We start from the raw sequence: 25496 nt of genomic DNA on the forward strand, positions 1-25496 counted from the left end.
ATTTTAGCCTGCCAGGCGAGCGCTGTCCGCTCTTGAGCTTAGTTGCCTTTCACGGCACGATAGTGCCCCCTCCCGCCAAAGCCCAAGAGGCCATGATGAACGCACAGCAGCTAGTCGACGAACGCGGCGACCTTTGGCTTGCCCTGGCCCCTTTGTGGCTGGACCGCGAACCCAGCGAACGCGACTACGCCCGTATGGTCGAGGTCATCGAACAGCATGAAATGACGTTGATGGATCTGGAGTGGATGTTCCGTCTGGAGCTTGCACCTGTGATGTCGCGCCACCAGCTCTCGATTGCCAGCGAGTGGCGCAAGTTCGACGATTACAAGCTGATGCAGCAGTTGGTCAGGCACAACCTGCGCCTGAAGGGCTGGCGGCGCAAAAGCTGGGCACTCTTTTCGGGCCTGACCACCATGATGGTACGCCATCGCTGGGTGGAACTGATGAACCGGGTCAAGGTAGCGCGCGGCGAGCTCTGATCACGGCTGATCGAGCGCCGCCTCGACCGCCCGGCGCAGCGGATAACCGTGATCACGCGGACCAAAACGCGCCACTGCCTTGCCATCGCGGCCCACCAGAAACTTGGTGAAATTCCACTTGATGGCCTGGGTGCCCAGCACGCCCGGCGCCTGCTTTTTAAGCAGCACAAACAGCGGGTGCGCACTACCGCCATTGACGTTGACCTTCTCCATCAGCGGAAAGCTGACACCATAGGTCTGTTCGCCAAACGCACAGAACGCCTCGGCATTTTCCGGCGACTGCCGGCCAAACTGGTTGCATGGGAAGCCCAGCACGGTAAAACCGCGGTCACGGTAGCGCTGATAGAGCGTTTCAAGCTCTTCAAGCTGAGGCGTAAATCCGCACTGGCTGGCCACATTGACCACCAGCAGCACCTGCCCGCGCAGGGCACGCAGGTTGAACGGCTGGCCTTGGTGGGTATAGCAGTCTTGATCGTAGATTGTCATGGTTGGGCCTTGAACCTTCTAGGCGATATAGAGATTACCTTGCCACGACCAACGCATGGACGCCAGCACCCATACTTCAGCTAAAGGTGATAGGCCCGGCCACCACTCGCAGGGCCAGGGCAATCAAGAGTACGCCGGTCAGTCGGTTGACCCAGTGGGCGTGACGCTGCAGCCAGGGCAGCACCCGTGAGTGCGATAACCCCACTGCCACCAGCACGTACCAGCCGCCATCAATCAACATGGCGGTCAGTACCACGATAGTCTTGGCCATGGCGCTCATGTCCGGAGTCACGAACTGGCTAAGCAGGGCAACAAAAAAGATGATCAGCTTGGGGTTGCCCAGGGCTACCAGCACGCCCTCTTTTGCCGCCTGGCGGCTTGTCGTGGCAACGGCGTTCGCTCGGATATCACCTTCCCGGCCCGCGCGCAGCGCCTTGATACCCAGCCAGGCCAGATACGCCGCGCCGCACCAGGTAATCAATTGAAAGACCTCTGGCGAGCGGGTAATCAAGGCGCCCAGGCCCCAGACGGTTAAAAGCGCATAGAACCCCACACCCAGCGCGTGAAAAAGTGCCGCTGTCATTCCGGGCAGACGCCCGCCGCCCAGCGTATGGCGCAGTACCAGGGCCAGACTCGGCCCTGGCGACATGGCCCCCATGGCGCAGATCGCGGCCAACGATAACCAGAGTGAAAACGGCATTTTGGTGCAAATTCCTTGGGTAATGAATAGTCGCCAGTATACGCCAATACCGCTGTGTGACAGAGGTGGCCTTCGCATAACGCCAACACGCTTAAATAACGCTGTTAGCATGGTACGCTGTTGGGTAAAATTTTCCCCTTTTCATGAAATGGCGCCTGCTATCACGACAGGCGGTGCATGGCTAATAAAGGACTTCGATATGGGTAGGGCGTTTCAAAACCGTAAGGAATCTATGGCCAAGACGGCCGCAGCGAAAACCAAGGTCTACAGCAAGTACGGGCGTGAAATTTACGTCGTCGCCAAGGCAGGTGGTACCGATCCTAACGGCAACCTGGCGCTGCGTGGCTTGATGGAGCGGGCGAAAAAGGATCAGGTGCCTTCGCACGTCATCGACAAGGCGCTGGACAAGGCCAGCGGCGCTGGCGGCGAGGATTTCTCCCCGGCGCGCTACGAAGGCTTTGGCCCCGGCAACGCCATGGTGATCGTCGACTGTCTGACCGATAACCCCAACCGCACCTTCGGCGACGTGCGCGGCTGCTTTACCAAGACAAAGAGCAAGATCGGCACCCCCGGCAGCGTCAGCCACATGTTCGATCACTGCGCGATCTTCGTCTTTGCAGGCCAGGATGAAGAGAGCGTGCTGGAAGCGCTGATGGAAGCCGATGTCGACGTTACCGACATCGAGCAGGAAGAGGGTCAGCTCACCGTATTCGCCCCGCACACCGAATACGCCAAGGCCAAGCAGGCGCTGATCGATGCGTTTGGCGAGATCGATTTTGAAGTCGATGAGATTCAGTTTGTACCGCAGAACACCACGCCCATCGAAGGCGACGATCTGGTCATGTTCGAGAAGTTTCTGGGCATGCTCAACGAGCTGGACGACGTGCAGAACGTTTTCCACAGCGCCGAGCTTCCCGAACAGAGCGAGTAACCGGCCCCGGCCTTAGGGCCGCCTTTAGCGGCCTGGATGCTGCCCACGCCTTCCGCCTGCGCTGTCCGATGAGTCCATCACCGCATCAGGCGGCAGCAGCGCCGCCTTGACGCCCGCCTGACTCAGTACCCGCTTGCCGCGCACGGTCAGGTCGGTGATAAACAGAAACTGCTGACGTGGGTCCACGGGGTAGGCGCGGATACGGTAGTGCGTACCCCAGGGCTGCTCTTCGGCCACCACGATGATCGGCTGGTCAAACTTGAGATAGGCGCTGGTCAGGGCAATATCGCGCAGCGCCTTGCGTACCCAGCCTGCTTCATGCTCCGGGTGAAGATAGAAACTCGCCACGCACTGCAGGCTGGTCTCGCCGTTATTGGCATTATAGACAGCCGTATCCCACAGCTTGAGATGCGGCATCGCCACCAGATCATCATCCGGGGTCAGAATCTTCACGGTGCGCATGCCCACATGCCGCACCTCACCGTAGGTGCCTTCGATATCCACCCAGTCCCCCGGCCGGTAAGGCAGCTCAATGGCCGATACCACCCCGGCAATCAGGCTGCTGACATAATCTTTCAAGGCAAAGCCAATCGCCAGGCCCACCGCGCCCAGTACCGTCACCATATTGCGCAGCGAAGGTTCGATCACGATCGGTACGGCAATGGCCAACGCAGTGATCAGGATGATCAGCCGGGTCAGGGGCACCAGAGCAAATACGCGAAAACGCACCTGCCCGTGCAGCCGGTTGGCCAGCCAGTTCAGCCCCCGCTGGCTGACGATAATCAGCAGGACCACGCTTGTGAGTATCACCGCCAGCGTGATCAATGTCTGACCATCAATATCGTTAAACAGCCGGGCGTACTGCTTTGGATCGTCCATCGAGGCTCCTACAGCGGGTCGACAAGGTAGTTACGAGATTCCAGCAGTTGCCGGACGCTGGCATAGCTTAGCGGGGCCACCTGCCAACGGTTGTCCTGACGCGCCACAATGCCCTGACGCGTCAGCGCCAGCCGGGCGTTCAACGCCTCATGGTGGGAAAACGGCAGCACATCGCCCAGCGCCTGATCGTCAAGCCCCCCGTGAAGCAATAGCGCGTGCAGTACCAGCATGGCCACATCGCCGGTCGCCGCCGGAAGCTCGGCATCCGCTAGAGCATCCAGCAGCCACAGCTCGTGAGAGCCATCTTCAGAACCGTGTCTGGATGCGGGTTCGCGCAGCTGTTCGCGCCAGTAGTGCCAGGCAACGCCCAGATGCCCACGGCAGTGCGCCGCCAGGCGCTGCAGCTCTTTATTTACAGGCGCTTTACGAGCACGCTCGCTATCGTCAGAACTCGCCAGCACCGGCTTGCCGGTGCGCGTGCTATACACGGCGAGTCCATTCTTGCCGCTATCGGCAATGGCGGAAAAATAGTCGGCCAGCTGCTCACCCTCCAGTGCCTGGAGGGTAAACACGGGCGCGCCTTCCACGCCTACCGCATGCTGCAGGTAAGCGTAGGTCCAGCTGTCGCAGCCAATCACGCCGTGGCCCAAACGTCCGCTCATGGCGCGCTCCAGGAACGCTCGCACGCCCTGAAGCCCTTGGGAATGACGCAGCATATGGCGCTCAAGGGCGGGGAGCGCCCAGCGCTTGAACGGCGCACAGTGTTCTACCCACTCAAGGCAACCATCGCTCAGCGCCTGATAGGTGGGCGGTGCTATCTCGTTGATGCCCTGCTGCCGAGCCCAGTGGCTAACGACCGCCGCATGGCCGCCGTGAGGTGGGGTAATAAAGAACACCACCGGTTCACTCTCCAGCTTCTGCTGAAAAAGCGTCCGGGAAAGCTGTTCGGCAGCGGGCGACCAATCGATGCTCGGCACCAGATGTGCAAGCCTTATCTCCGGCAGCATGCGCAGCTCGTGCTCTTGCTTTGCCTGCTGCTCGGCATCGCGCTTGCCCACCATTCGGGAAGCCACCGCCCGCCAGGTTCTGCGCCACTGGCTCGCCTGGGTACTTTCCGGTGTGGTGAATTCATCGAGCGCCACCACCGCCCAGGGCGCTGAAACGGCTTTTGTCGAACGCTGCGTCATCGTCAATCTCAGGGCTTGTCGTAAGAAGAGTAAAGGAAGATCAAGATTAGCACGCAGCCTGATGCCATTGCGGTCTATTCGAACTTATCGACTAAAATGAACTCTTTAAGGGACCCCTTTTCAACCCGCAAACGTCGAGCGTTTACCCAGGAGGCGATCATGAGCATTGTTCATGTCAGCGAGAAAGAGCTGTATGCCAAGCTTGAAAAATGTATGGCGGGAGAGCGTGTGCTGATTGATCGGGAAGGCAAGCGCTTCAGTGCCCGTATTCAGAACGCACGGGGAATGGATGCCACTGTCATTCCCGAAAGAGAGCTTCTGGATAATCATGGCGACGCCGATGAGATCAGCAGCATCACCGTGCCCTACGACACCATCTGGGAGCTGGAGATCAAGGGAGTGGTCTATAGTCGTCAGGCGGAGTGAACACTGCCTGCCGCGTGGTACGCAGACCACGCGGCAGGCGATGGTGCAAGACGTCGTCTAATAGGTCAGGCAGATCTTGCCCAGGTGCTTGCCGTCTTCCTGGTAGCGAAACGCGTCAGCGATATCGGTAAGGGCAAACTCACGGTCAATGACCGGACGCATGTCATTGGCCTCAAGTGCTCTGATCATTTCCATCTGATGGCGGCGGCTGCCTACAATCAGCCCCTGCAGGCGCGCCTGCTTGGCCATCAGCTTGGCGGTGGGTACATCGCCCTGGCGGCCGGTCAGCACGCCAATCAGTGAAATATGCCCGCCAATCTTGATCGCATCGATGGACTGAGGCAGCGTGCCGGGCCCGCCGACTTCGACGATATGGTCCACGCCTTCACCGCCGGTCAGCGCTTTCACTCTCTTGCCCCACTCCGGCTCTTCCTTGTAGTTGATGGTATGCGCCGCGCCCAGTTCCTTGAGGCGGGCCAGCTTCTCGTTGGAGGAGGACGTGGCAATCACCTCGGCGCCCATCATGCGCGCAAACTGAAGCGCAAACACGGACACCCCGCCGGAACCCAGCACCAGCACCGTATCGCCGGCTTTCAGGCCGCCGTCGACCACCAGCGCGCGCCAGGCGGTAAGGCCGGCGGTGGTCAGCGTGGCCGACTCTGCATGGCTATAGCCCTTGGGCTGGTGAGTAAACCACTCCACCGGACGAACCACCTGCTCGCAGGCGTAGCCGTCCACGCCGTCGCCGGGGGTGGTGGTGAAATCGGCAATCCGCGCCGGCCCTTCCAGCCAATGCGGAAAGAATGTCGATACCACGCGGTCACCCACAGCGAATTCGCTCACGCCATCCCCGACTTCTTCGACGATCCCGGCCCCATCGGACATGGGAATACGCCCATCGGCGGTAGGCATCATGCCGGCCACGACGCCGTAATCGTGAAAGTTCAAAGAGCTTGCATGCACACGAACCCGAATCTCGCCCGGACCCGGTGCTCCCGGGTTCGGCGCATCCTGTACGTTCAGCTTATCCAGTCCACCGGGCGCTTGTAGCGTGACCACTTGCATGAGGCATCTCCTGATTGCGCTATCTGTGAAAGACACGTTAGCAGACGATCAGACTTCTCACACATCCACGCCCAAAAAACCACCCGACTGGCGCTTCCACAGGCTGGCGTAGATACCGTTTTTTGCCAGCAGCTGCGTATGGGTGCCGCTTTCCACGATCCGCCCCTGCTCGACCACGATCAGCCGATCAAGCATGGCAATGGTGGAGAGCCGATGCGCGATGGCGATCACGGTCTTGCCTTCCATCAGCTCGTCGAGCTGCTCCTGAATCGCCGCCTCCACTTCAGAATCGAGCGCCGAGGTGGCTTCATCGAGCACCAGAATGGGCGCGTTCTTCAACAGTACCCGGGCGATGGCAATTCGCTGGCGTTGCCCGCCGGAGAGCTTGACGCCCCGCTCGCCCACGTGGGCATCGAGCCCCCGGCGGCCCTCGGGGTCAACCAGATCGTTGATAAACGCATCGGCGTGGGCACGGCATACAGCGGTCCAGACATCCTCGTCGCTGGCCTGCGGGCTCCCGTAGCGGATGTTGTCGCGCAGTGAACGGTGTAAAAGCGAGGTATCCTGAGTCACCATGCCGATCTGATGGCGCAGCGAGGTCTGATTGACCTGGGAGATATCCTGGCCGTCGATCAGAATGCGCCCGCCCTGCACGTCGTAAAAGCGCAGCAGCAGGTTAGCAAGAGTCGACTTGCCCGCCCCGGAGCGCCCGATCAGGCCGATCTTTTCACCTGGCGCGATGGTCAGGTCCAGGCCATCAAACACCGTGCGGCTTTCGCCCTTGGCCTGTGCATAGCCAAAGCACAAACCGTCAAAGTGTATCTCGCCCTGGGGTACTGCAAGCGCGGGAGCATCAGGGATATCGCGAATGCTCGGCTCCTGGGCAATGGTGTTCATGCCGTCCTGCACGGTGCCGATGTTCTCGAACAGCCCGGCCACTTCCCAAAGTATCCAGTCGGACATGAAACGTATGCGCATCACCAGGGCAATGGCGATGGTCAGTACCCCCACCGAGATGGCGTCGTAATACCAGGTGCTGATGGCCATGCCGGCGGTGCCCACCAGCAGTGCGGTGTTCAACAGCGTCAGGCACACGCTCATGATGGTGACCAGACGCATCTGCTGATGCACGGTGTCCATGAATCCCTCCATGGCGTCGCGGGCATAGCGCTGTTCGCGCTCGGTATCAGCAAACAGCTTGATGGTCTGGATATTGCTGTAGCTGTCCACTACCCGGCCGGTCATCTGGGCGCGCGCATTGGCCTGGGCCATGGACACATCGCGCAGCCGGGGCACGAAAAAGCGCATGATGGCGAGATAACCCACAAGCCACAGGCCCAGCGGCAGCAGCAGCCACAAATCCGCCCGACCGAGCAGGATGGCCGCCCCGGTGAAATACACGATGGCGTAGACCAGCAGGCCCATCACCTTGGTGACCGTCTCGCGAATGGCCAGCGCCGTCTGCATCACTTTCTGCGATACCCGGCCGGCAAACTCATCCTGATAGAACGCCAGACTCTGGTTGAGCATGTGGCGGTGCGAGAGCCAGCGGCCAATCATCGGGTAGTTGCCGAAGATGCTTTGATGAGTCACCAGCGACTGCGCCAGCACCAGCAGCGGCAGCCCCACCAGCACCATGACGCCAACCCCTATCAGCCACGGCCCGTGGGCCGACCAGAAGCCTTCGCGCTCGACGTTGCCAAGCCAGTCCACCAGCTCGCCCATGTAGCTGAAGAAGAATACCTCCGCGGATGACACCAGCGCCGTGAACAGCGTCATGGCGACCAGCAGTGGCAGCACGGGGCGCGAGAAGTGCCAGATAAACGGCAAAAGCCCCTTGGGTGGGGTCTGAACCTCACCTGCCGGGTAAGGATTCACACGGGTTTCAAAGTAACGAAACAGCGGGTGCAGCAAACGAGACAACATGGAAGGTTCCTTACGTTACTTATCCATCGCGGGATGAAGGAGCGCTCTGCCGACGCAGCAGCCAGCGGGCCCAGAACGGCGCAAACAGCATGAGCGCCACCATGCGTAAAAGATGATGAAAGGCGACAAACACGGGGTCGATATTCAGCGCCACCGCCAGAATGGCCATTTCGCCAATCCCGCCCGGTGCCAGGGCCAGCAGGGCCACATCGCGCCCGACGCCCAGCAGCTGATGAATCAGCTCGGCAAACAGCCCAAGCACGCACAGCGCCAAAAGCGTGGCAATGCCCGACTGCCACAGATAGCGACCTAAAAGCCTGCGCGTCATGCCCTTGAAGCGCGAGCCGATGGCGCTGCCCAGCACCCAGAGCATCACGTTCATGCCCCACTCGGGCAGCGCAAGGCTTGCGACATCGAAGCCGGAAAGCAGCGCAGCGGCAAGCAGCGGGGCCAGCAGTGCCGGGGTAGGCAGGCGCAGCCAGCGACCTAGCGTCAACAGCAGTGGAATCAGCAGCAGCATCCAGGCGTGTTCAAATCCGGACGCCTGTGTCGCGCCTGCCACGCTGCCGCCTTCGTAGGCCCAGAACAGCGGCGGCAGAAACAGGATCACCAGAATTACGCGCAGCGACTGGGCAACGGCAATGCGCTGGGGGTCGCCGCCGCACTTGTCGCCCAGCAGGATCATGGCGGTCATGGCACCGGGGGCAGCCCCGAACCAGGCGCTTACCGGGTCAAACCCGCAGCGCCGATACCAGGCCGCGGCCACGGCGGTGGACGCCGCTACTCCCAAGAGCAACAGCAAGGCGGAAAGCGGCCAGTCCACCACGCGGCTGGCAAGTTCCGGCGTGACCTGGCTGCCCAGCACCAGCCCCATCACCGCCAGAAAGACGCTGCGCAGCCGCTCGGGAATCACCACGTTCACGCCCCGGGACGATACCAGCAGATTGGCAATCAGCGGGCCCAGCATCCAGGCAAGCGGCAGGCCGGTAAGTTCGAAGACGACACCCCCGAGCGCGCCCACCGCAAGCGATGTGAATAACCCTCTTGCCGTCCCCGCGCTCATCCTGATGCCCTTCACACCGGCTCCTTGTATCGTGCTTGACGCCTCAGCGCTTCTTGCCCGCCCAGAGCCGCCTAGTAGGGCTGGGGAATCTCGTCGCTGTCGTCATCGTCGCGCATACGCGCCTGACGTTCGGCCTCTTCTTCCTTGGCGTCGTCGATCACTTCCATCAGCTCATCCACGTTCGCAATGTGGGTCGAGAAGGTGAAGTGACCCGTCAGCTTGCTGTCCGGGTGCAGCTCGCCTGCCTCATACAAGGCCCACATTTCCTTGGCGTAGTGCGTGTTCAGAAGCTCCGGCGCATAGCGGCCAAAGTAGGCGCGCATGTTATCCACGTCGCGCTCGAGCATGGCGGCCGCGCTATTGTTACCGGCAGCGTCAACGGCCTGGGGCAAGTCGATGATGACCGGGCCTTCGGCATCCACCAGCACGTTGAATTCCGACAGATCGCCGTGGATCAGGCCCGCGCACAGCATGCGCACCACGTCCGTGATGACCTTGTCGTGGTAGCGTAGCGCCTGCTCGTGGGTCAGCGTGACATCATCCAGGCGCGGTGCCACAGCGCCTTGCGCGTCGGTGATCATTTCCATCAGCAGTACGCCATCGACAAAGCCGTAGGGCTTGGGCACACGCACGTCGGCGGCCGCCAGTCGATAAAGCGCATCCACCTCAGCGGTCAGCCACGCCTGTTCCTGCTCTTTCTGGCCGTAGCGGGTTTTCTTCGACATGGCGCGGGCGCGGCGGCTGTTGCGCTCCTTGCGGCCTTCCTGGTACTGCACGGCCTGCTTGAAGCTGCGCTGCTTGGCTTCCTTGAACACCTTGGCACAGCGCACATCGTCACCACAGCGCACAACGAAAACCTGAGCTTCCTTGCCGCTCATCAACTGCGTCAGCACCTCATCGATCAGGCCGTCATCGACCAGGGGCTGTAATCGTTTGGGTGTCTTCATGGTTAGCGGTAATGGCTCCTTTGATGAGTCGGCATGGCCAACGGTATCGAGTGTCTAATAACGAATCCGGCGAACGCGAAAGGCCCGCCCTTTCAACTTGTCGCGCTCAAGCTTCGCTTGGGCCTTGTCAACCGCCGAGTAGGTGACGGCCACATAGGCGCTGCGCGCGAGCACCTTGATCTTGCCTACCTGATCGCCCTTGAGCCCGCCTTCGCTGGTCAGCGCGCCAAGAATATCCCCCGGGCGCAGCTTGTCCTTCTTGCCGCCGGAGAGTTGCAGCGTCGCCATGGGCGGCTCGAAGGGGGCAGAGTGCGACGCCTTGGGCAGCGCCTCGGTGGCAAGCGGCTCGCCCAGCAGCTCTGAAAGGCGCCCTAACCGGTAGGTCTCCTGCGGAGTCACCAATGTGCAGGCGATGCCACTGGCCCCGGCGCGGCCGGTGCGCCCTACCCGGTGAACGTGAACGTCCAGCTCACGGGCAATCTGGTAGTTGAACACGGCGTCCAGCTGAGCAATATCCAACCCGCGGGCGGCCACGTCGGTGGCCACCAGAATCGAGGCACTCTGGTTGGCAAACAGTATCAGAATGCGGTCGCGATCCTTCTGCTCCAGATCACCGTGCAGTGCCACGGCGCTGAACCCGGCATCCACCAGACTATCGGCCACCGCCTGAGTCTCGCGCTTGGTGTTGCAGAACACCACGCTGGTGGTGGGCCGGTTGACCAGCAGAAGCTGCTTCAGCGCGGCAAAGCGGGCCTCTTCATTGGGCACTTCATAGAAATGCTGCTCGATAGTGGTGGCATCGTGCATCTCGGCTACCTTGACCGAGACGGGGTCCACCATCACGCCACGCGTCATGGTGGCAAGCCCGCCGGCTTCCTGCTCATCCGGGAAGGTGGCGCTGAACAGCAGTGTCTGACGATCCGCCGGGGTCTCGGCGATGATGGCATCCAGGGTCGCCTGAAAGCCCATGTCCAGCATGCGATCGGCTTCATCCAGCACCAGCGTGCGCAGGGAACCAAGCGTCAGGGAGCCCTTGCGCAAGTGTTCATCAATACGACCCGGCGTGCCCACCACGATATGGGCGCCGTGCTCGAGCGAGCCGAGCTGGGGGCCGAACGGGGCGCCGCCGCAAAGCGTCAATACCTTGACGTTGGCCATGGCTCGCGCCAGGCGGCGCAGCTCTTCGGCCACCTGGTCGGCCAGTTCGCGGGTGGGGCAAAGCACCAGCCCCTGCACGGAAAACGCCTCCACGCGCAGCTCGGCAAGCAGTGCCAGCCCAAACGCCGCCGTTTTACCCGAGCCGGTTCTGGCCTGTGCCATGACATCGCGCCCGGCAAGCATGGGCGGCAGGCTCTGGGCCTGCACCGGCGTCATCTGGTGATAGCCCAGCGACTCAAGGTTGGAAAGCAGCGCTGCCGGCAAGGCAAGCGACGAGAACGAGACGTCTGACACGATAAGACCTGCAGGGCCGTTCAACGGCCAGTAAAAATAACGAAAAGAATGCACTTTAAAGGCAAGCACCATACCAGAAAGTGCCTACCCCTGCGTGCTTCTCATACGCCAAGGGGCGCAAAGCCCGCCTGGCAAAGGGCGGCCAGATCGTCGGGGCCAAGCTCTATTTCAAGCCCGCGCCGTCCGGCGCTCACGTAGATACTGGCAAAGCCCCTGGCCGTCTCGTCGATATAGGTGGCCAAGCGCTTTTTCTGGCCAAGCGGGCTCACGCCCCCCAGCACATAGCCGGTCGCACGCTCGACCTCGGCAGGTACGCCCATCACCGCTTTCTTGGCCCCGGCGGCTTTGGCGATCTGCTTAAGCCCCAGTTGGCGGGTGACCGGCACGATACCGACCGCAAGCGTCTTGCCATCGAGTTTGACCACCAGGGTCTTGAACACCCGTTCGGCGGGAACGCCCAGCTTTTCAGCGGCTTCCAGACCATAGGACTGCGCCGCTGCATCGTGATGGTAGTCATGAATGTCGAACGGGATACCGGCTTTTCGTGCCGCGTCGATCGCTGGTGTCATGGTGCTCTCTTGATGATTGGTAAACATGTACAGCGCTCTTTCAGAGCGCTGGAAAGCCGCTTCCCCACTGCTAGGCTAAATAGCGTAAGCCCTAAAGCAAAGTCAATCGACAGGAGCTTTATCATGCCAGCCAAATCGAAGGCCCAGCAAAAGGCCGCGGGTGCCGCGCTTTCCGCCAAACGTGGAGAAACCAAGCCGAGCGAGCTTCATGAATCATCCAAGGACATGTACGACTCGATGAGCGAAGAGGAACTCGAGGAGATGGCAAGCACCCAGCGCAAGGGCAAGCCGCAAAAGAAAGGCGATTAGCTACCCCAGGTGCAAGCGCTTGACAGCATGACGCCAGCTTATCGAGCTGGCGTCATGCTGATACAGGCAGGTGCTTACTGACAGGGTACCACCCGGCGCAGGGTATCCTTGGCCCATAGCGTCTGGCCATCGGGAGTCCGGCCATGCTCGTTCCAACGCTCGGCGGTTTCCATGCAGTAGGAGCCGGCATCTTCCGTGCGCGGGTCGGCATTGGAGGGGCGCTCACCGCCGATGCGGATCACATCCGGGTTATTCGTGGTATAGCGTGGTGCAACGGTGGAACTTGCGCATCCCGCAACCAGAACGGTTGCAAGCAGCACGGGCAAACAGCGGCGCAGTGGCATGTTTCGTAAACCCTCGAAAGTACGGTATGGGGCCGACACGCTTTGTCGGTAGCGCTAGATATCATTCTGCCCTTTTACCGTCAATCTTTTTAGCAAGCCTGCTTTTCCCGCGCTAGCTGGTGACCAGCGTGATACTGGTAATCGGGCGCAGATTACGCTGCACACAATGCTGCTCCACGCTTTCGACAATCTCTTCGGCATCATCGATCTGCTGCTTGTCAAGCTGAATATCCACCATCAGGAAACTGCCCACCTGAGCCAGGCGCACATCGCCACTGGCGATATCGAAGTCAGCCACTTCATCGACCATTTCCTGGCGAATGCGGCCCACCGGCTCGCCAAACATCAGCTCGCGCAGCGCTCCGCGCACCATGCGCACCGGCATGGGCAGAAAGTAGCCCGCGATAATCAGCACCATGACCGGGTCGGCAAAGCGTGCGTAGCCCGCCCAGGGGGTCAGGGTCAGAAGCCAGGTCAGCGCGAAGCCGAACATGACCGCCGCACTCAGCCCGGTGTCCATCTGCCACTGGCGCAGCTCAGCGGCAAGCAAGGAAGAGCGGGCAATGCGCGCATAGCGCTTGAGCCACCACCAGGTCAACAGGCAGCCGCCCACGTTGGCCAGGCTGAACAGGATCGCCAGGTCAAGCGTTACCAGGCGCCCGCCCTGCAACAGGCTCCATACCGCTGACACCATCGAAAACAGGCACACCAGCGCAATCATTACGCCTTTGAGCAGTACGGCAAGAGGCTCTACCGTCAGCCGCCCAAAGGGGTAGTGATCATCCGCCGGTTTACGCGCCTGCTGCAGGGCAAGCAGCGAGAGCGACGCCAGAGCAAGGCTCAACAGCGAATAGCCGCTGTCAAACAAGATGGTGATGGAACCGCTGGCCAATCCCAGTACCAGCCCGGTCAATGCAAACAGGCTTGCGGAAATGGCGGAAAATCTTAGCGCACGGCGCTCGGCAACAAAGGGGGTCACGCTGAAAACTCCGTTTCAAAGAGGTCTTTAACAAAAGTAGGGTGGGCTAAAATCCTAAGTACCGGTAATTTTCATACAGTACTTATTACATACAGCACTTAGGAAATCGTGCCGCATGGTAACCGGCATGCTAAGGTTTAACGAATCGCTCAGCGCTATAAAAATTGGCGCTCAATCGGGAAGACGCTATGCGCGCTGAACAGGTCCAGGCTTTTGTGGAAGTTACCGAACACGGCTCATTCGCCGCCGCCGCCCGCCAGTCGGGCATCAAGCGCAGCACGCTGAGTGCGGCCGTTCATGCACTTGAAGATAGCCTTGGCGTGGCGCTGTTCGAACGCTCCGGCAACAGCCTTCAGCTCACCCCGGTGGGCGAAAGCGTACTGCCTGACTGCTACCGTTTCCTGACCAGCGCCAGTCGCATCAAAAAGCACTGCCACCAGCACCTGCAAGGCGTCGAGAGCCAGCTGTGCATTGCCCGCGACGATGCGCTGCCGGAAATTTTCTGGCGCCAGGTAATGCACGACTTGAAACAGCAGTTTCCCCTGACCGCGATCTCCGTCTACCTGGTTCCACCCCAGGAGCATAGCCAGTTCATTCTGCGCCAGACGGTGGATATCGCCTTTGGCCTGTATACCGCTGAAGGCGTGGTCACCAATGCCGCCAACCTGGCCCCTGTAGGCATGCGCCTGGTCGCCTCGCCGCATCACCCGTTGAGCCGGCTGCCCAGCGTCAACCGGGATGATCTCGCGCAGTACACCCAGGTATGCCTGACCCATATTCAGGAAGATAGGCTGGTCAATGAGGCACTGTTTTCCGCCAACTACCTGGGATTCACCATGTTCGAGGTAATTCGTGACGCGGTGATCAACGGCACCGGCTGGGCACTGCTGCCCCACCCGCTGGTCAAGAATGCCATCGACGACAAACGTCTATGCGCGCTGAATCATGATCTTGCGCTGGACAGCCACTACTACCGCTACGTGGAGGGGGAAAATCTAGGTGTGGTGGCCACTGCCCTGCTAAATAAGGTGGCGCACTTCCTGGGCGATACCCGCTGAACGCAACGCGACTGAAATATAGCAGTGGAAAAAAACGCGTTTGCCTTCCACGCTAATAAAAAGCGCCGCATAAGGAGATCACGGGCCGCACCCAGGGAGCGACACCGGCGAGTGTCATAAAAGCGTAAGATGTAACTGCCAGTGTCGGTATTGCCGTCAACCAAGGAGTTATATCCCCGATGGTAAAACTCGATAAGAAAGCGACCAGGCTTTACGTGCTGGACACCAATGTCCTGATTCATGACCCCGCCGCGCTCTATCACTTCGATGAGCATGACGTGGTGATTCCCATGACGGTTCTTGAGGAGCTGGACAAGCATAAAAACGGCAGTCGTGAACTTGCCCGTACGGCGCGGCAAATCAGCCGTACGCTCTCTGACCTCACCAGTCAGGTCACCTTCAGCGAGATTCAACGCGGTATACCCATTCCTCGTATCAGCGGCGAAACCGGCCGGCTCCACTTTCTCTGCTACAGCGACCTAAAACCCTTTGACGCTTTAAACGATAGCCCGGACAACCGCATTCTGGCTGAAACCTGCCGTCTTCGCGATGAGCGTCCGGACGCCTCGGTCATCCTGATCACCAAGGATATCAATCTGCGCGTCAAGGCCGCCGCGCTCAAGGTGCCGGTGGAGGACTACCTCAACGACCGAGCATATTCCGACAGCGACGCCATGATCGAAGGCGCCCAGGTGTACGCCGATGCAGGCCTGAACGGCGCGTCACTCTGGGAGGCATTGAACGTGGAGGTCAGCGTGGAACGCGTCGGCCACCAGACCTTCTATCAGCTGAGCGGCACCATGCCGCGCCACTGGCATCTGGGCATGCTGGTATCCGATAGTGAAAATGGCGCCGAGTTCGAAGCCATCATCCGCGAGCTCTCGCCCGCCTCCGCCCGCCTGCAACTCTTGACCAACTACCGCCACCACGCCGGTGTCTGGGGCGTTCACGCCCACGATAGTCGCCAGAACTTTACCCTTAACCTGCTGATGGACCCCGACATTGACCTGGTCACCATTGCCGGCAACGCGGGCACGGGTAAAACCTTCATGACGCTTGCCGCCGCCTTTCAGCAGACCCTGGATGCCAAGCTGTTCGAGCGGATCGTGTTCACCCGCGCCCCCATTCCCATGGGCGAGGATATCGGCTTTCTGCCGGGTACCGAAGAGGAGAAGATGTCGCCGTGGATGGGCGCCTTCCACGACAACATGGATAACCTGCTGCGTAACGAAGAGGGTGAATCCAGCTGGGACAACGGTGCTACGCGCCAACTGATCGGCTCGCGGGTGCAGATCCGCTCGCCAAGCTTCATGCGTGGGCGCACTCTGAACGACACTTTTCTGATCATCGACGAGGCGCAGAACTTCACCCCGAAACAGCTCAAATCCCTGGTTACCCGGGCCGGGCGTAATACCAAGATTGTGTGCCTGGGCAACGTCGGCCAGATCGATACGCCCTACCTGACCGCCAACACCTGTGGCATGGCCGCCGTGGTCGAGCGCTTTCGCGACTGGCCTCATGCCGGGCACATCACCCTGAAAAGCGTGGAGCGCTCACGTCTGGCTCTGGCCGCCGAGGAGCTCTTGTAGCGGCGCGCCTGGGCCCTTCAAGCGTCACGCACCACTCAAACCCGCCGGCCTAGCGCTCGCGGGTTTTTTCATCTTCATCGTTCCAGGGGTTTTCCACGCCCAGCGTATCGGCGGCAAAGGCTTCACGGTCGCCCAGCGGGCGCTCCTCGCCCACCGTCGTGTCGTTACAGGTCTGGCGCTCCATCTCGCTATTCACCTCGGCGCCCAGCAACACCACAAACGCCGACATCCAGAACCACATCATCAGCGCCACCACGGCACCCAACGAGCCATAAAGCTCGCTGAAGCTCGAGAAGTAGCGCACGTAAAGTGATAGCCCGCCCGACCCGAGAAGCCACAGCAGCGTCGCCAGCAGCGTGCCATAACTTAGCCAGCGCCACTGGGCCGAGCGCCGGTAAGGCGCGTAGCGGTACAAGAGGGCAATCAAGAAACTCATGATGATTAGCAGCGCCGGCCAGCGCAGCCACTTCAGCACGATATCCACCGGCGACTCGATCATCAGGCTATCCACTACCGCCGGCACCACGGCGATAAAGCCAAGCGATACCAGCGTCATGCCGATCAGCCCAAAGGTCAGCAGAGTCAGCACCACGCCGCGCCATAAAATCGGGCGTTTCTCCTGCTCGCCGTACACCACGTTGAGTCCGATCACCAGTACACCCACCGCCTTGGAGGCAATGAACATCGCGACCAGCAGCCCGACCAGCGCCGTCATGGTGTTACCGGACTCAGTACTCTCCACCACCTGCTGCGCCTGCTGGTCGATCAGGTTGGCGGCATCCGGTGGCATGAAGCGGCTGACTTCATAAAGCTGCTGGCCAGCTTCTATAGGATTGAAAAAAAGCCCCCACAGTGAAATGACCGCCGCGATCGTGGGAAACAGGGCAAGCAGCGAATAGAAGGCCACGCCGGCGGCCAGGATAGTAATACGGTCGCGCTTGGCGGCACGCAGCACTCGCCACACGATATCGAACCAGCCCCGGCTCGGGATGTCTTCCGGCGACCGGGCACGCCGCCCGCGGCGATGGGGTAGATTGACCTGACTCATGACGCTCCTTCCCACAGTAATAACAGGGCCAGCATGACAGCAAGGGCCATCATCAGCCCACTTGTATGGTGTCGCATCCAGCCTTCCATGGCCGTCAGCTGCGTAACCGACTTCATCGCCCGCGTCTCGATGGCCAGGGCAATATCCACACACCTGGCCTTGAGAGCAGCAAAGCCATGCCCTGCCCGGCGCACGCCTTTCAAGACGTGTTGGCCAAGCCAGGCGTAAGGCCACCACAAATCGCCGGCGGGCGGCGTGGCCAGGCGTCCATAGCGCGTTACCAGCAAGCCAAACGCTACCACCAGCACGCCCGCCGGCAGCGGCCACATGAGGCTTGTCCACTCCTTGAGCGGCGGTACGACGGCGCTGCCCTCGGGAAGCGGCAGCCACAGCGGAGTGATCAACGCCGCAACGAGCGCTGCAAGCCAGGCGCCCCACTGCCCGGGGTGGCTACCACCAGCACTGCGCTGCTGCCACTGGCGCCACAGGCTGACGCTGACCAGCGCCGACGTCCCTACGGCTGCCCAGGTAAGCAGGCTGATCAGCGTTTCATGGTGCATTTCATACAGCGCGCTTTTCACGCTCCACTTGCTGATCAAGCCCCCGGCAAAGGCGCCGGTCAGCGACAGCGCGGGCAGCGCAAGCAGCATCCAGATGACCACCGGCGACCAGCGTGGCATATGCTCGCTGATGCTGGTGCCCATGAACAGCGCCCCCTTGGCAAGCGCGTGGTGGGCGGCAAACAGCACCACGCCCGGCAGCAGCAGCGGCCATACTTCGGGGGCTGCCAGACCCATGGCCACCATGGCGGTCAGCATACCCATCTGACTGATGCTCGAATACGCCAGCACCGCCTTGGGATGATGCTGCCAGACGCCGTAGAGTGCGGCGCCGAACGCCGCCGCAAGCCCCGCGATCAGCATGATGTTGCCCAGCTGGGTCAGCGCCGGTGACAGCGACGCCTCGCCCAGCGGGAGCACGTAGATCCACCCCAGCAGCCCTGCCTTGATCATGGCGCCACTCAGCACGGCGCTGGCCGGGGCCGGAGCTGCCGGGTGGGCCAGCGGCAGCCAGACATGCAAGCCGATCACTCCCGCCTTGACGCCCAGCCCCAGCCACAGCAACGCCGCCATGGCCACGCCGTAGTCAGAGGTTGCCACCGCCTCGCGAACGCCCTCCAGCATCACACTTTGCGTATCGCCCGCGGCCCATAAAAGGCCCCCCAGAATCATCCCCTCCCCCAGCACCGCCAGGATCAGATACGCCCTGGCGCCAAGCTTGGCATCAGCAGTGCCGTTGTGCACCACCAGGGCATAGGCGGCGAACGTCATCACCGCAAAGCCCAGGTAGAAGCTGGCAATATCCTGGGCAATGATCAGCAGCACGTTGCCCGAAAGCGTCACCGGCCACAGCAGCGCCAGGCGCAGCAGCCGGCGCTCGGCGGCGCTATCACCCGTCTGGGCGCGCGCCTGCTCCTTGGCAAAGTAGCCGCGTGCGTGAACCGCGGCAAAACTCCAAAGCAGCGCGGTAAAGGCAAGCCAGGGGCGGCTGAGCGCATCAAGCGACCACTGACTACCCAGCATCCAGGCATCCATTGCCCACTGGGCCTCGCCGGCGTACGCCAGCAAGAGTGCCGGCCACGCGGCGCTTAGCCACCACCCGGTAAAGTAGCGCCGGCGCGCCACCGGCGTGCGGTAGGCCTGCCATATCCCGAGTGCCGCTACACACAGCGGCCAGCCAAGGGCGAGTATCAGCAGCAGCGTGGTCATGGCAGATACTCCCCAACCGCCACCCGGGTCGCCCAGTCCAGCGGGCTGAACGGCAGCCCGGCAAACAGCCCGGCGGCCAGGCTGATAGCCGCGGTGAATACCGCAGGCCAGAGCAGCCAGCCGTGAGTTTCAAGGCGCCCCAGGCGCTGCTCGTCGGGCCAGTGGCCATGGCCGTGGGCCGGCCCCACGCGAAACCACAGACGATGCACAATGGGCAGAAAATAGATCGCGTTGAGCGTGCTACTGGCCACCAGTACCGCGACTACCCAGTACATGTCCGCCTGGATAGCGCCAATGCCCAGGTACCACTTGGTGATGAACCCCGCCACCGGCGGCAGGCCGATCATGCCGAACGCGCCGATGGTAAAGGCCAGGCTGGTCAGCGGCATGCGCTTGCCGGCACCGTCCATTTCATCGATCCGGTGAATGCCCAGCTCTTCGGCGTAGATGCCCGCACAGAAGAACAGCGTAACCTTCATCAGCCCCTGATGCAGCAGATGGGCAAGCGCCCCGATGGTGCCAAAGGGCCCGAACAGGCTGACGCCGAGTATCACGTAGGAGACCTGGCTGATGGTCGAGAACGCCAGCCGGGGCTTCAATTCCTGCTGGGCAATGGCGCGCATCGACCCGTAGATAATGGTGATACAGGACGCCACGGCCAGTGCCGTGGTTACACCCAGCTCAACGCTGAGCTCAATGCCATACAGATCGTAGATGATGCGCAGGATGCCGAAAGCTCCCGCCTTGACCACGGCCACCGCATGCAGCAGCGCGCTGACCGGCGCCGGTGCCACCATCGCCCGGGGCAGCCAGCCGTGCAGCGGCACCATGGCCGCCTTGACCGCAAACCCGCCCACCAGCAGGGCAAATATCAGCGTCAGCAGCACGCGGTGATCGTCCAGATAGTCACCCAGCCCGCGCTCGGAGGCAAAGGAGTGATCCCCGGTCAAGCTGTAAAGCAGTACCACGCCAAACAGCAGCACGACGCCCGCAGTCAAGGTATAGCGCAGATAGATACGACCGGCATTGAGCGCCTTGTCGGTCCCCGAATGCACGACCAGCGGGTAGGTCGAAAGCGTCAGCATCTCGTAGAAGATCAGGAAGGTGAACAGGTTACCGGCTAGCGCAATGCCCAGGGTACTGGCCACACAGAGGCTGAAGAACCCAAAGAAGCGCTTGCGGTTGGCAGTGCCTTCCAGATAACCGATGGCGTAGACCGTCGTACATAGCCAAAGCACCGAGGAGAGCCCGGCAAACATTACCCCGAGCGCATCGGCGCGCAGCACAAAATCGATATTGCCCACGACCTGGAAGCTGAAGACCGCCTCATCGCCATTGGTGATCCGCTTGACCATCAGCGCCACCAGGCTGATCTTGATGACCGCGGCGGTCAGGTTGACACTGGTGCGCACCCGCCTTGCCTCTTCCGGCAGCGAGAAGATGATCACCGCCGCCAGCAGCGAAGCGGCCAGCGCCGTAAGAGGTAGCCAGGCGGCGTTCATGCGCTACCTCCATGCAGAAGATCCAGCGGAAAGTGTGCCAAGAGCCCCAGTGCGAAAGCCGCCAGCGCCAGACCCAGAGCGATGACATCCATTCCCGGTGCCAGCGGCTGATAGCGATGGCGCGGCGCCGTTTCCATGAACGAGTAGCGAAAGAAACGGAAGATATAGGCAGCCGTCAGCAGCGTACCGACCAGCAGCGCGGCCACTGCCCACCACTGCCCAGAGATGACCATGGATTGCAGCAGCAGCCACTTGGCCGTGAAACCCGCGCTGGGCGGCAGGCCCATCAAGGTGACCGAGGCAACCCCGAACACCAGCAGCGAAAGCGGCAGCCGCCGGCTGGTACCGGCAAGGCCCTCAAGGGTCTTTTCACCGGTGGCCAGTATCAGGTTGCCGGCAGCCATGAACATGGCCGCCTTGGCCAGAGCGTGGCCCATCAATTGCAGCCAGAAACCGTCCCAGGCAAGCGCCCGGGCAAGCGGGCTGATATCCGGCCCCAGCAGCAGCGGAAACACCACCATCAGATAGCCCAGTTGCGCTACGGTGGATGATGCCACCAGGGTTTTCAGCGATTCCGCCCGCCAGGCAATCAGCCCGCCCCACACGACCGCCAGCATGCCCATCCAGGCGATGACCCGCGGCGCCCAGAAGGTCTCGAACAGCAGAATGCTCCAGAGCTCAAGCAGCACGAACAGCGACGCCTTGACCACCAGACCTGCGTGCAGTGCGCTGACCGGCGTCCAGGCACTGGAGTGTACCGGCGAAAGCCAGGCATGCAGCGGAAACAAGGCCGCTTTCAGGGCAAGCCCCGCGCCCATCAAAGCCGCCGCCACCCAGGCGACCGGGCCAGGCTCCACCACCTCGGCAAGCCCGGCCAGATCCAGCCGCCCCCAGTAGCCCAGAATCAGCGCAACCCCCAGCAGATAGGCAAGCGAGCCTACCAGCGTAAGCAGTAGATAGCGCATACCGGCCAGCAGCGCATCCGCCTGTCCAGACAGCAGCAGCATGGCCACCGCCGCCAGCCCCATAGTTTCCAGAGCGATGTATAGCGTCAGCAGATCCGTTGCCACCCAGGCAAGCGACAGCGCACTGATGACCGCTCCCATCAACGGCCAGAGCCAGCGGGCAAAACGCTCGGGGTCGGAAATACGTAAAAGCCCCGGCGTATAAAGCGCCGCTGCCGCGCCCAGCCACTGGGTCAGCAGCAACAACAGCATGCTGACACCGTTCAAGCGCAGCGCCACGCCAATACCGGAAAACTCCCACTGCCAGCGCAACACGCCCGCCTGCCGGGTATCGATAAGCAGAAAAATTCCGGCAGTCAGAATCACCGCGCACGCCAGTGCCACGGGCCACATCCGCCGGGGCGGAAAAATGGCGGCCAAGGCGCCGAATACAAGCGGCAATAACAGCGCCGCGGCCAGCGCCCAGTGGCTTGTCATCAGAGGGTCGAAGGTGCTGCCCGTCAGGCCAAACCGCCAGTTCATTGACGTGTCTCCTTGAGCCCACGGCTACCCAGCAAGGCGTTCTCCCCTTCCAGCCGATAAAGCCTGCGAATCACCAACGCACCCAACAGCGAGCCAAGCCAGGCAACCACCAGGGCCGTGGTAATCAGCGCCTGGCCCTGAGGGTCGGTACCCGCAAGCCCGGCCAGCAGCAGAAAGACACCGGAACCCAGCACGTTGAAGGCCAGCAGCCGGCGCACCAGATGCCGGTGCCAGGCAAACGCGCCCATGGCGGCGGCCACCATCACCACCCCGGCCAGCAGCAGCGGGTGTTCGGTGGGCGAGTACACCATGGCGGGAAAGATAAAACGCACCACGGCCCCCACCATTAAACACCAGGCAAGTGCCAGCAGCGTGCGCATGACGCCGCGGGAAAGCGGCTCCTTGAAGTGATCGTGAGACGGCAATTTTTCAGAAGCGGGCGTAAAGACGCCCAGAGCATAAAAGAAGCACGGCGTGGTCAAAAGCGCTCCGATGATGCCCTCCATCAAGGCAAGCCAGGGCGCGGCAAGGGTCAGCCAGGCCAACGCCATGCACAGGGTAAAGGCAACAAAGAAGCTGCAGGCGCGCAGCAGGTGACGGTCAAATAGACAGAATAGCGCTGCTGTCACCAGACAGAGCGCTAGAACGACTTCGATAAGATCAACAGACGCGATCACGGCCTTTGCTATCCTTGCACCGGCTTATAGGGAGTTTACTGTGCCTGCCTTTGCGCTACTTGTCGATGTACCTCTCAGCCAAGAAGCTTGGTGAGCCACTGGCCGATATCGCCCACCTGCTGCGGGCAGAGTGCATGGGCCATGGGGTACTGGCGATAGTTGGCGTTGTAGCCCTGAGCCTTGAGGCGATCAAACGCTGCCCGCCCCAGGGTTTCAGCCACGATGGGGTCAAAGTTGCCGTGGTGTATCTCGATCGGCAGCGTACGGTTGGCCTCGCTCGCATCGATGCTGTCCGCCGTGGCGAAGTAGGTCGACATGGCCAGCAACCCGCCCAGCGGCTGCGGAAATGAAAGTGCGGCCTGATAAGCCACGGCGCCGCCTTGGGAGAAGCCCGCCACGATGATTCGCCGACTGTCGATGCCTTGATCGATCTGCTCCTGAATCAGCGCCTGAATACGCTCGGCCGAGTGCTTGAGCTGCACTTCGTCCACCCGGCGCCCCAGGTCCATGGCAAGGATATCGTACCAGGCGGGCATGACCATGCCGCCATTGACGGTAACGGCAAGCTTGGGCGCGTGGGGCATGATAAAGCGCACGTTCGCTTCACTCGGCAGGTTCAGCGCGGGGATCAGCGGCTCGAAATCGTGCCCGTCGGCCCCCAGCCCGTGAATGATAAACACACAGGCATCGGCGGGTTGACCATTTTGCGGCTCAATAATCAGTTCGCCCGGAGCGGTCATCGGCTACATCCTTACTTGATTGAAAAAAAGCACCCTAGCGTAAACCGGCACTCACGGCGAGAAGTTACGCTTAAAAGGGCCACACCAGGGGAATCAAGGCCACCGCAATCGCGCCGGTAAGCACGTTCAACCCGCCGCCCACGCGCAGAAAATCGCTGATGCGATAGCCACCGGGGCCATACACCATCAAATTGGTCTGATAGCCAATGGGCGTCAGGAAACTGGCCGAAGCGGCAAACATGACGGTTACCACGTAAGGCATCGGGTTGACGCCCAGGCTTTCGGCGGCGGCCATCACCACCGGAAAGATGATCACCGCAGCACCATTGTTGGTCACCATCTCGGTCAACAGCGCCACCACGCAGTAGGTACCCAACAGAAGTAGCCAGGGGCTTCCGCCCACGATATTCAAAACGCCCCCCGCTATGGCATCCGCCGCGCCAGAGCTTTGCAGTGCCGCCCCCACGCCGAAAGACGCCGCGATGGTCAGCAGCACCTGACTATCCAGCCCGCGCTTGGCGGCCTCGACCGAGCAGCAGCCGGTCAAAAGCGCCAGCGCCGCTCCGAGCATGGCGGCATTGAGCATGCTGACCACGCCAAGGGCTGCCAGCAGCACCGCGCCCAGCAATATCCCCCAGGCCAGCGGGGCCTTTTCATGCACCGGCCGTGCCGAGCCGTTAAGTTCGCTGATGAGCAGAAAATCCTTTGACTGGCGGTGGCGCTCGATAAACGGCGGCCGGGCCTCGAGCAGCAGCACATCCGCTGGCTGCAGGCGCACCTGCCCCAGGTTGCCCTTGACGCGTTCGCCGCCCCGGCAGATCGCCAGCACCGCAGCGCCGTATAGCGTTCGAAAGCGTCCGTCGCGAATCCGCTGGCCAATAAACTGGCACTGGCTGGAAACCACCGCTTCGACCAGACGGCGCTCCTTGAACTCCTTTTCAAGGCTCGAGGCGCTTTCACGAGACGGCACCAGCCCGCGGATCTGCTGCAGCTCGACGGCGGCGTCGCTGGTGCCGGTGAATACCAGGCGGTCCCCGCCTTTCAACTGCTCGCCGGGACCAACCACGCTGACCACGTTGCCGTCGCGCTCGATCTCGACCAGGAACAGCTCCTGCAAGTGGCGCAGCCCCGCCTCTTCCACGGTGCGATTTACCAGCACGCCTTCGCGGTCCACCTCCATTTCGATAGTGAACTCGCGTGGATTGGCAAACACATTGGCAAGCCCTTCGCGCGCAGGCAGCAGGCGGGGGCCGAGTATGATCAGGTAGGCAAGCCCGGCCACCGCGACCGGAAGCCCCACCCAGGCAAGGTCAAAAAGCCCCATGGCCAGATCCGGATAGCGGTCGACCAGCAGCCCGTGAACGACCAGGTTGGTGCTGGTACCAAACAAGGTAATGGTGCCGCCCAGAATCGAGGCAAAGCTTAACGGCATCAAAAGCCGCTGAGGCGAACGACGCAACCGCCGGCTCCAGCTCATCACGGCGGGAATGTAGGTGGCAACGACCGGCGTGTTGTTCAAGAACCCGCTAAGGGAGGCCACCGGCAGCAGCAGACGCATCAAGGCCCCGCGCTCGGTTTTTGGCCGCCCCAAAACGTAGCGGATGATCAGGTCGATACCGCCGGTTTCACGAATGCTGGCCACCAGCACGTACATGAACGCTACGGTAAACAGACCACTATTGGAAAACCCGCTAAGCGCTTCGACAGGCGTCAGCACACCCAGCGTCATCAGCACGATTACCGCGCCCAGCAAAATGATATCCGGCCCCAGACGAGAGGTGGCCATTAACGGAAAAATAGTGACGACCACGGCCACCGCAATCCAGGCATCCAGCGACATAACGCAGCATCCTTAACAATAAAAGCCTGCGCTATTGTGAAGCC

At 61.5% G+C, this 25496-nt stretch carries 25 protein-coding genes; 6 read left to right on the plus strand and 19 right to left on the minus strand.

What is annotated here, in order from left to right; all coding sequences use genetic code 11:
* Positions 1-95 precede the first annotated feature (95 nt).
* Positions 96-479 (plus strand): DUF7079 family protein, encoded by a 384-nt coding sequence (locus B0H98_RS02755; protein WP_106373525.1) that lies wholly within the window; start codon positions 96-98, stop codon positions 477-479.
* Here B0H98_RS02755 and B0H98_RS02760 read toward each other — a convergent pair whose 3' ends face one another.
* Positions 480-965, minus strand: coding sequence for a glutathione peroxidase (locus B0H98_RS02760; protein WP_106373526.1), 486 nt, complete (start codon positions 963-965; stop codon positions 480-482).
* A 76-nt stretch (positions 966-1041) separates the two neighbouring features.
* Positions 1042-1665, minus strand: coding sequence for a LysE family translocator (locus B0H98_RS02765; RefSeq protein ID WP_106373527.1), 624 nt, complete (start codon positions 1663-1665; stop codon positions 1042-1044).
* A gap of 199 nt (positions 1666-1864) precedes the next feature.
* On the opposite strand from B0H98_RS02765, the gene B0H98_RS02770 reads away from it, so the two are divergent.
* Positions 1865-2596 carry a YebC/PmpR family DNA-binding transcriptional regulator gene (locus B0H98_RS02770; RefSeq protein ID WP_106373528.1) on the plus strand — a complete coding sequence of 244 codons (732 nt, stop codon included), beginning with the start codon at positions 1865-1867 and terminating at the stop codon, positions 2594-2596.
* Positions 2597-2620: 24 nt separating this feature from the next.
* Here the strand turns inward: B0H98_RS02770 and B0H98_RS02775 are convergent, their stop codons facing one another.
* Positions 2621-3475 carry a mechanosensitive ion channel family protein gene (locus B0H98_RS02775; protein ID WP_106373529.1) on the minus strand — a complete coding sequence of 285 codons (855 nt, stop codon included), beginning with the start codon at positions 3473-3475 and terminating at the stop codon, positions 2621-2623.
* An 8-nt stretch (positions 3476-3483) separates the two neighbouring features.
* Positions 3484-4662, minus strand: a complete 1179-nt coding sequence (locus B0H98_RS02780; protein ID WP_106373530.1) for a hypothetical protein — start codon at positions 4660-4662, stop codon at positions 3484-3486.
* Between the two features lie 159 nt (positions 4663-4821).
* On the opposite strand from B0H98_RS02780, the gene B0H98_RS02785 reads away from it, so the two are divergent.
* Complete coding sequence (locus B0H98_RS02785; protein ID WP_106373531.1) at positions 4822-5088, plus strand: hypothetical protein; 267 nt, start codon at positions 4822-4824, stop codon at positions 5086-5088.
* 57 nt (positions 5089-5145) lie between these two features.
* Here B0H98_RS02785 and B0H98_RS02790 read toward each other — a convergent pair whose 3' ends face one another.
* The 6 genes from B0H98_RS02790 to ybaK form a co-directional block, all read right to left on the minus strand.
* The gene (locus B0H98_RS02790; protein WP_106373532.1) at positions 5146-6153 is read right to left on the minus strand and encodes a zinc-dependent alcohol dehydrogenase family protein; all 1008 of its coding nucleotides are present in this window, start codon (positions 6151-6153) and stop codon (positions 5146-5148) included.
* A 57-nt stretch (positions 6154-6210) separates the two neighbouring features.
* Complete coding sequence (locus B0H98_RS02795; protein ID WP_106373533.1) at positions 6211-8079, minus strand: ABC transporter ATP-binding protein; 1869 nt, start codon at positions 8077-8079, stop codon at positions 6211-6213.
* Positions 8080-8098: 19 nt separating this feature from the next.
* Positions 8099-9142, minus strand: a complete 1044-nt coding sequence (locus B0H98_RS02800) for an AbrB family transcriptional regulator (RefSeq protein ID WP_106373534.1) — start codon at positions 9140-9142, stop codon at positions 8099-8101.
* A 71-nt stretch (positions 9143-9213) separates the two neighbouring features.
* Positions 9214-10089 (minus strand): PA4780 family RIO1-like protein kinase, encoded by an 876-nt coding sequence (locus B0H98_RS02805; RefSeq protein WP_106373535.1) that lies wholly within the window; start codon positions 10087-10089, stop codon positions 9214-9216.
* Between the two features lie 54 nt (positions 10090-10143).
* The gene (dbpA, locus tag B0H98_RS02810; protein ID WP_106373872.1) at positions 10144-11541 is read right to left on the minus strand and encodes an ATP-dependent RNA helicase DbpA; all 1398 of its coding nucleotides are present in this window, start codon (positions 11539-11541) and stop codon (positions 10144-10146) included.
* Between the two features lie 101 nt (positions 11542-11642).
* Entirely contained in the window at positions 11643-12110 is a 468-nt protein-coding gene (ybaK, locus tag B0H98_RS02815) for a Cys-tRNA(Pro) deacylase (protein WP_106373873.1), read from the minus strand.
* 123 nt (positions 12111-12233) lie between these two features.
* On the opposite strand from ybaK, the gene B0H98_RS02820 reads away from it, so the two are divergent.
* Positions 12234-12419 (plus strand): DUF3008 family protein, encoded by a 186-nt coding sequence (locus tag B0H98_RS02820; RefSeq protein ID WP_106373536.1) that lies wholly within the window; start codon positions 12234-12236, stop codon positions 12417-12419.
* A 74-nt stretch (positions 12420-12493) separates the two neighbouring features.
* On the opposite strand, the gene B0H98_RS02825 is transcribed toward B0H98_RS02820, so the two are convergent.
* On the minus strand, positions 12494-12763 hold the full coding sequence (locus B0H98_RS02825) for a hypothetical protein (protein ID WP_106373537.1): 270 nt from the start codon (positions 12761-12763) through the stop codon (positions 12494-12496).
* Positions 12764-12875: 112 nt separating this feature from the next.
* Entirely contained in the window at positions 12876-13742 is an 867-nt protein-coding gene (locus B0H98_RS02830) for a cation diffusion facilitator family transporter (protein WP_106373538.1), read from the minus strand.
* A 188-nt stretch (positions 13743-13930) separates the two neighbouring features.
* Here B0H98_RS02830 and B0H98_RS02835 point away from each other — a divergent pair, with 188 nt between their 5' ends.
* A complete protein-coding gene (locus B0H98_RS02835) occupies positions 13931-14800 on the plus strand; it encodes a LysR family transcriptional regulator (RefSeq protein WP_106373539.1) in 870 nt (289 codons plus the stop codon).
* A 179-nt stretch (positions 14801-14979) separates the two neighbouring features.
* Positions 14980-16389, plus strand: coding sequence for a PhoH family protein (locus B0H98_RS02840; protein WP_106373540.1), 1410 nt, complete (start codon positions 14980-14982; stop codon positions 16387-16389).
* 49 nt (positions 16390-16438) lie between these two features.
* Here B0H98_RS02840 and B0H98_RS02845 read toward each other — a convergent pair whose 3' ends face one another.
* The 7 genes from B0H98_RS02845 to B0H98_RS02875 all read right to left on the minus strand — a co-directional run bounded on the left by B0H98_RS02845 (position 16439) and on the right by B0H98_RS02875 (position 25452).
* Entirely contained in the window at positions 16439-17437 is a 999-nt protein-coding gene (locus B0H98_RS02845; RefSeq protein WP_106373541.1) for a YihY/virulence factor BrkB family protein, read from the minus strand.
* On the minus strand, positions 17434-19206 hold the full coding sequence (locus B0H98_RS02850) for a proton-conducting transporter transmembrane domain-containing protein (protein WP_106373542.1): 1773 nt from the start codon (positions 19204-19206) through the stop codon (positions 17434-17436). Before B0H98_RS02850 ends, B0H98_RS02845 begins: the two co-directional genes overlap by 4 nt.
* Positions 19203-20708 carry a complex I subunit 5 family protein gene (locus tag B0H98_RS02855; RefSeq protein ID WP_106373543.1) on the minus strand — a complete coding sequence of 502 codons (1506 nt, stop codon included), beginning with the start codon at positions 20706-20708 and terminating at the stop codon, positions 19203-19205. The genes B0H98_RS02850 and B0H98_RS02855 overlap by 4 nt, the downstream gene beginning before the upstream one ends.
* Positions 20705-22195 carry a complex I subunit 5 family protein gene (locus B0H98_RS02860; RefSeq protein WP_106373544.1) on the minus strand — a complete coding sequence of 497 codons (1491 nt, stop codon included), beginning with the start codon at positions 22193-22195 and terminating at the stop codon, positions 20705-20707. Before B0H98_RS02860 ends, B0H98_RS02855 begins: the two co-directional genes overlap by 4 nt.
* A complete protein-coding gene (locus B0H98_RS02865) occupies positions 22192-22872 on the minus strand; it encodes an NADH-quinone oxidoreductase subunit K (RefSeq protein ID WP_244182950.1) in 681 nt (226 codons plus the stop codon). Before B0H98_RS02865 ends, B0H98_RS02860 begins: the two co-directional genes overlap by 4 nt.
* A 74-nt stretch (positions 22873-22946) precedes the next feature.
* Complete coding sequence (locus tag B0H98_RS02870) at positions 22947-23612, minus strand: alpha/beta hydrolase (RefSeq protein ID WP_106373545.1); 666 nt, start codon at positions 23610-23612, stop codon at positions 22947-22949.
* A 70-nt stretch (positions 23613-23682) separates the two neighbouring features.
* Entirely contained in the window at positions 23683-25452 is a 1770-nt protein-coding gene (locus B0H98_RS02875) for an SLC13 family permease (RefSeq protein WP_106373546.1), read from the minus strand.
* Positions 25453-25496 lie beyond the last annotated feature (44 nt).

Origin of the sequence: Vreelandella songnenensis (assembly GCF_003002925.1) — a bacterium.
In the GTDB taxonomy this organism is placed as follows: domain Bacteria; phylum Pseudomonadota; class Gammaproteobacteria; order Pseudomonadales; family Halomonadaceae; genus Vreelandella; species Vreelandella songnenensis.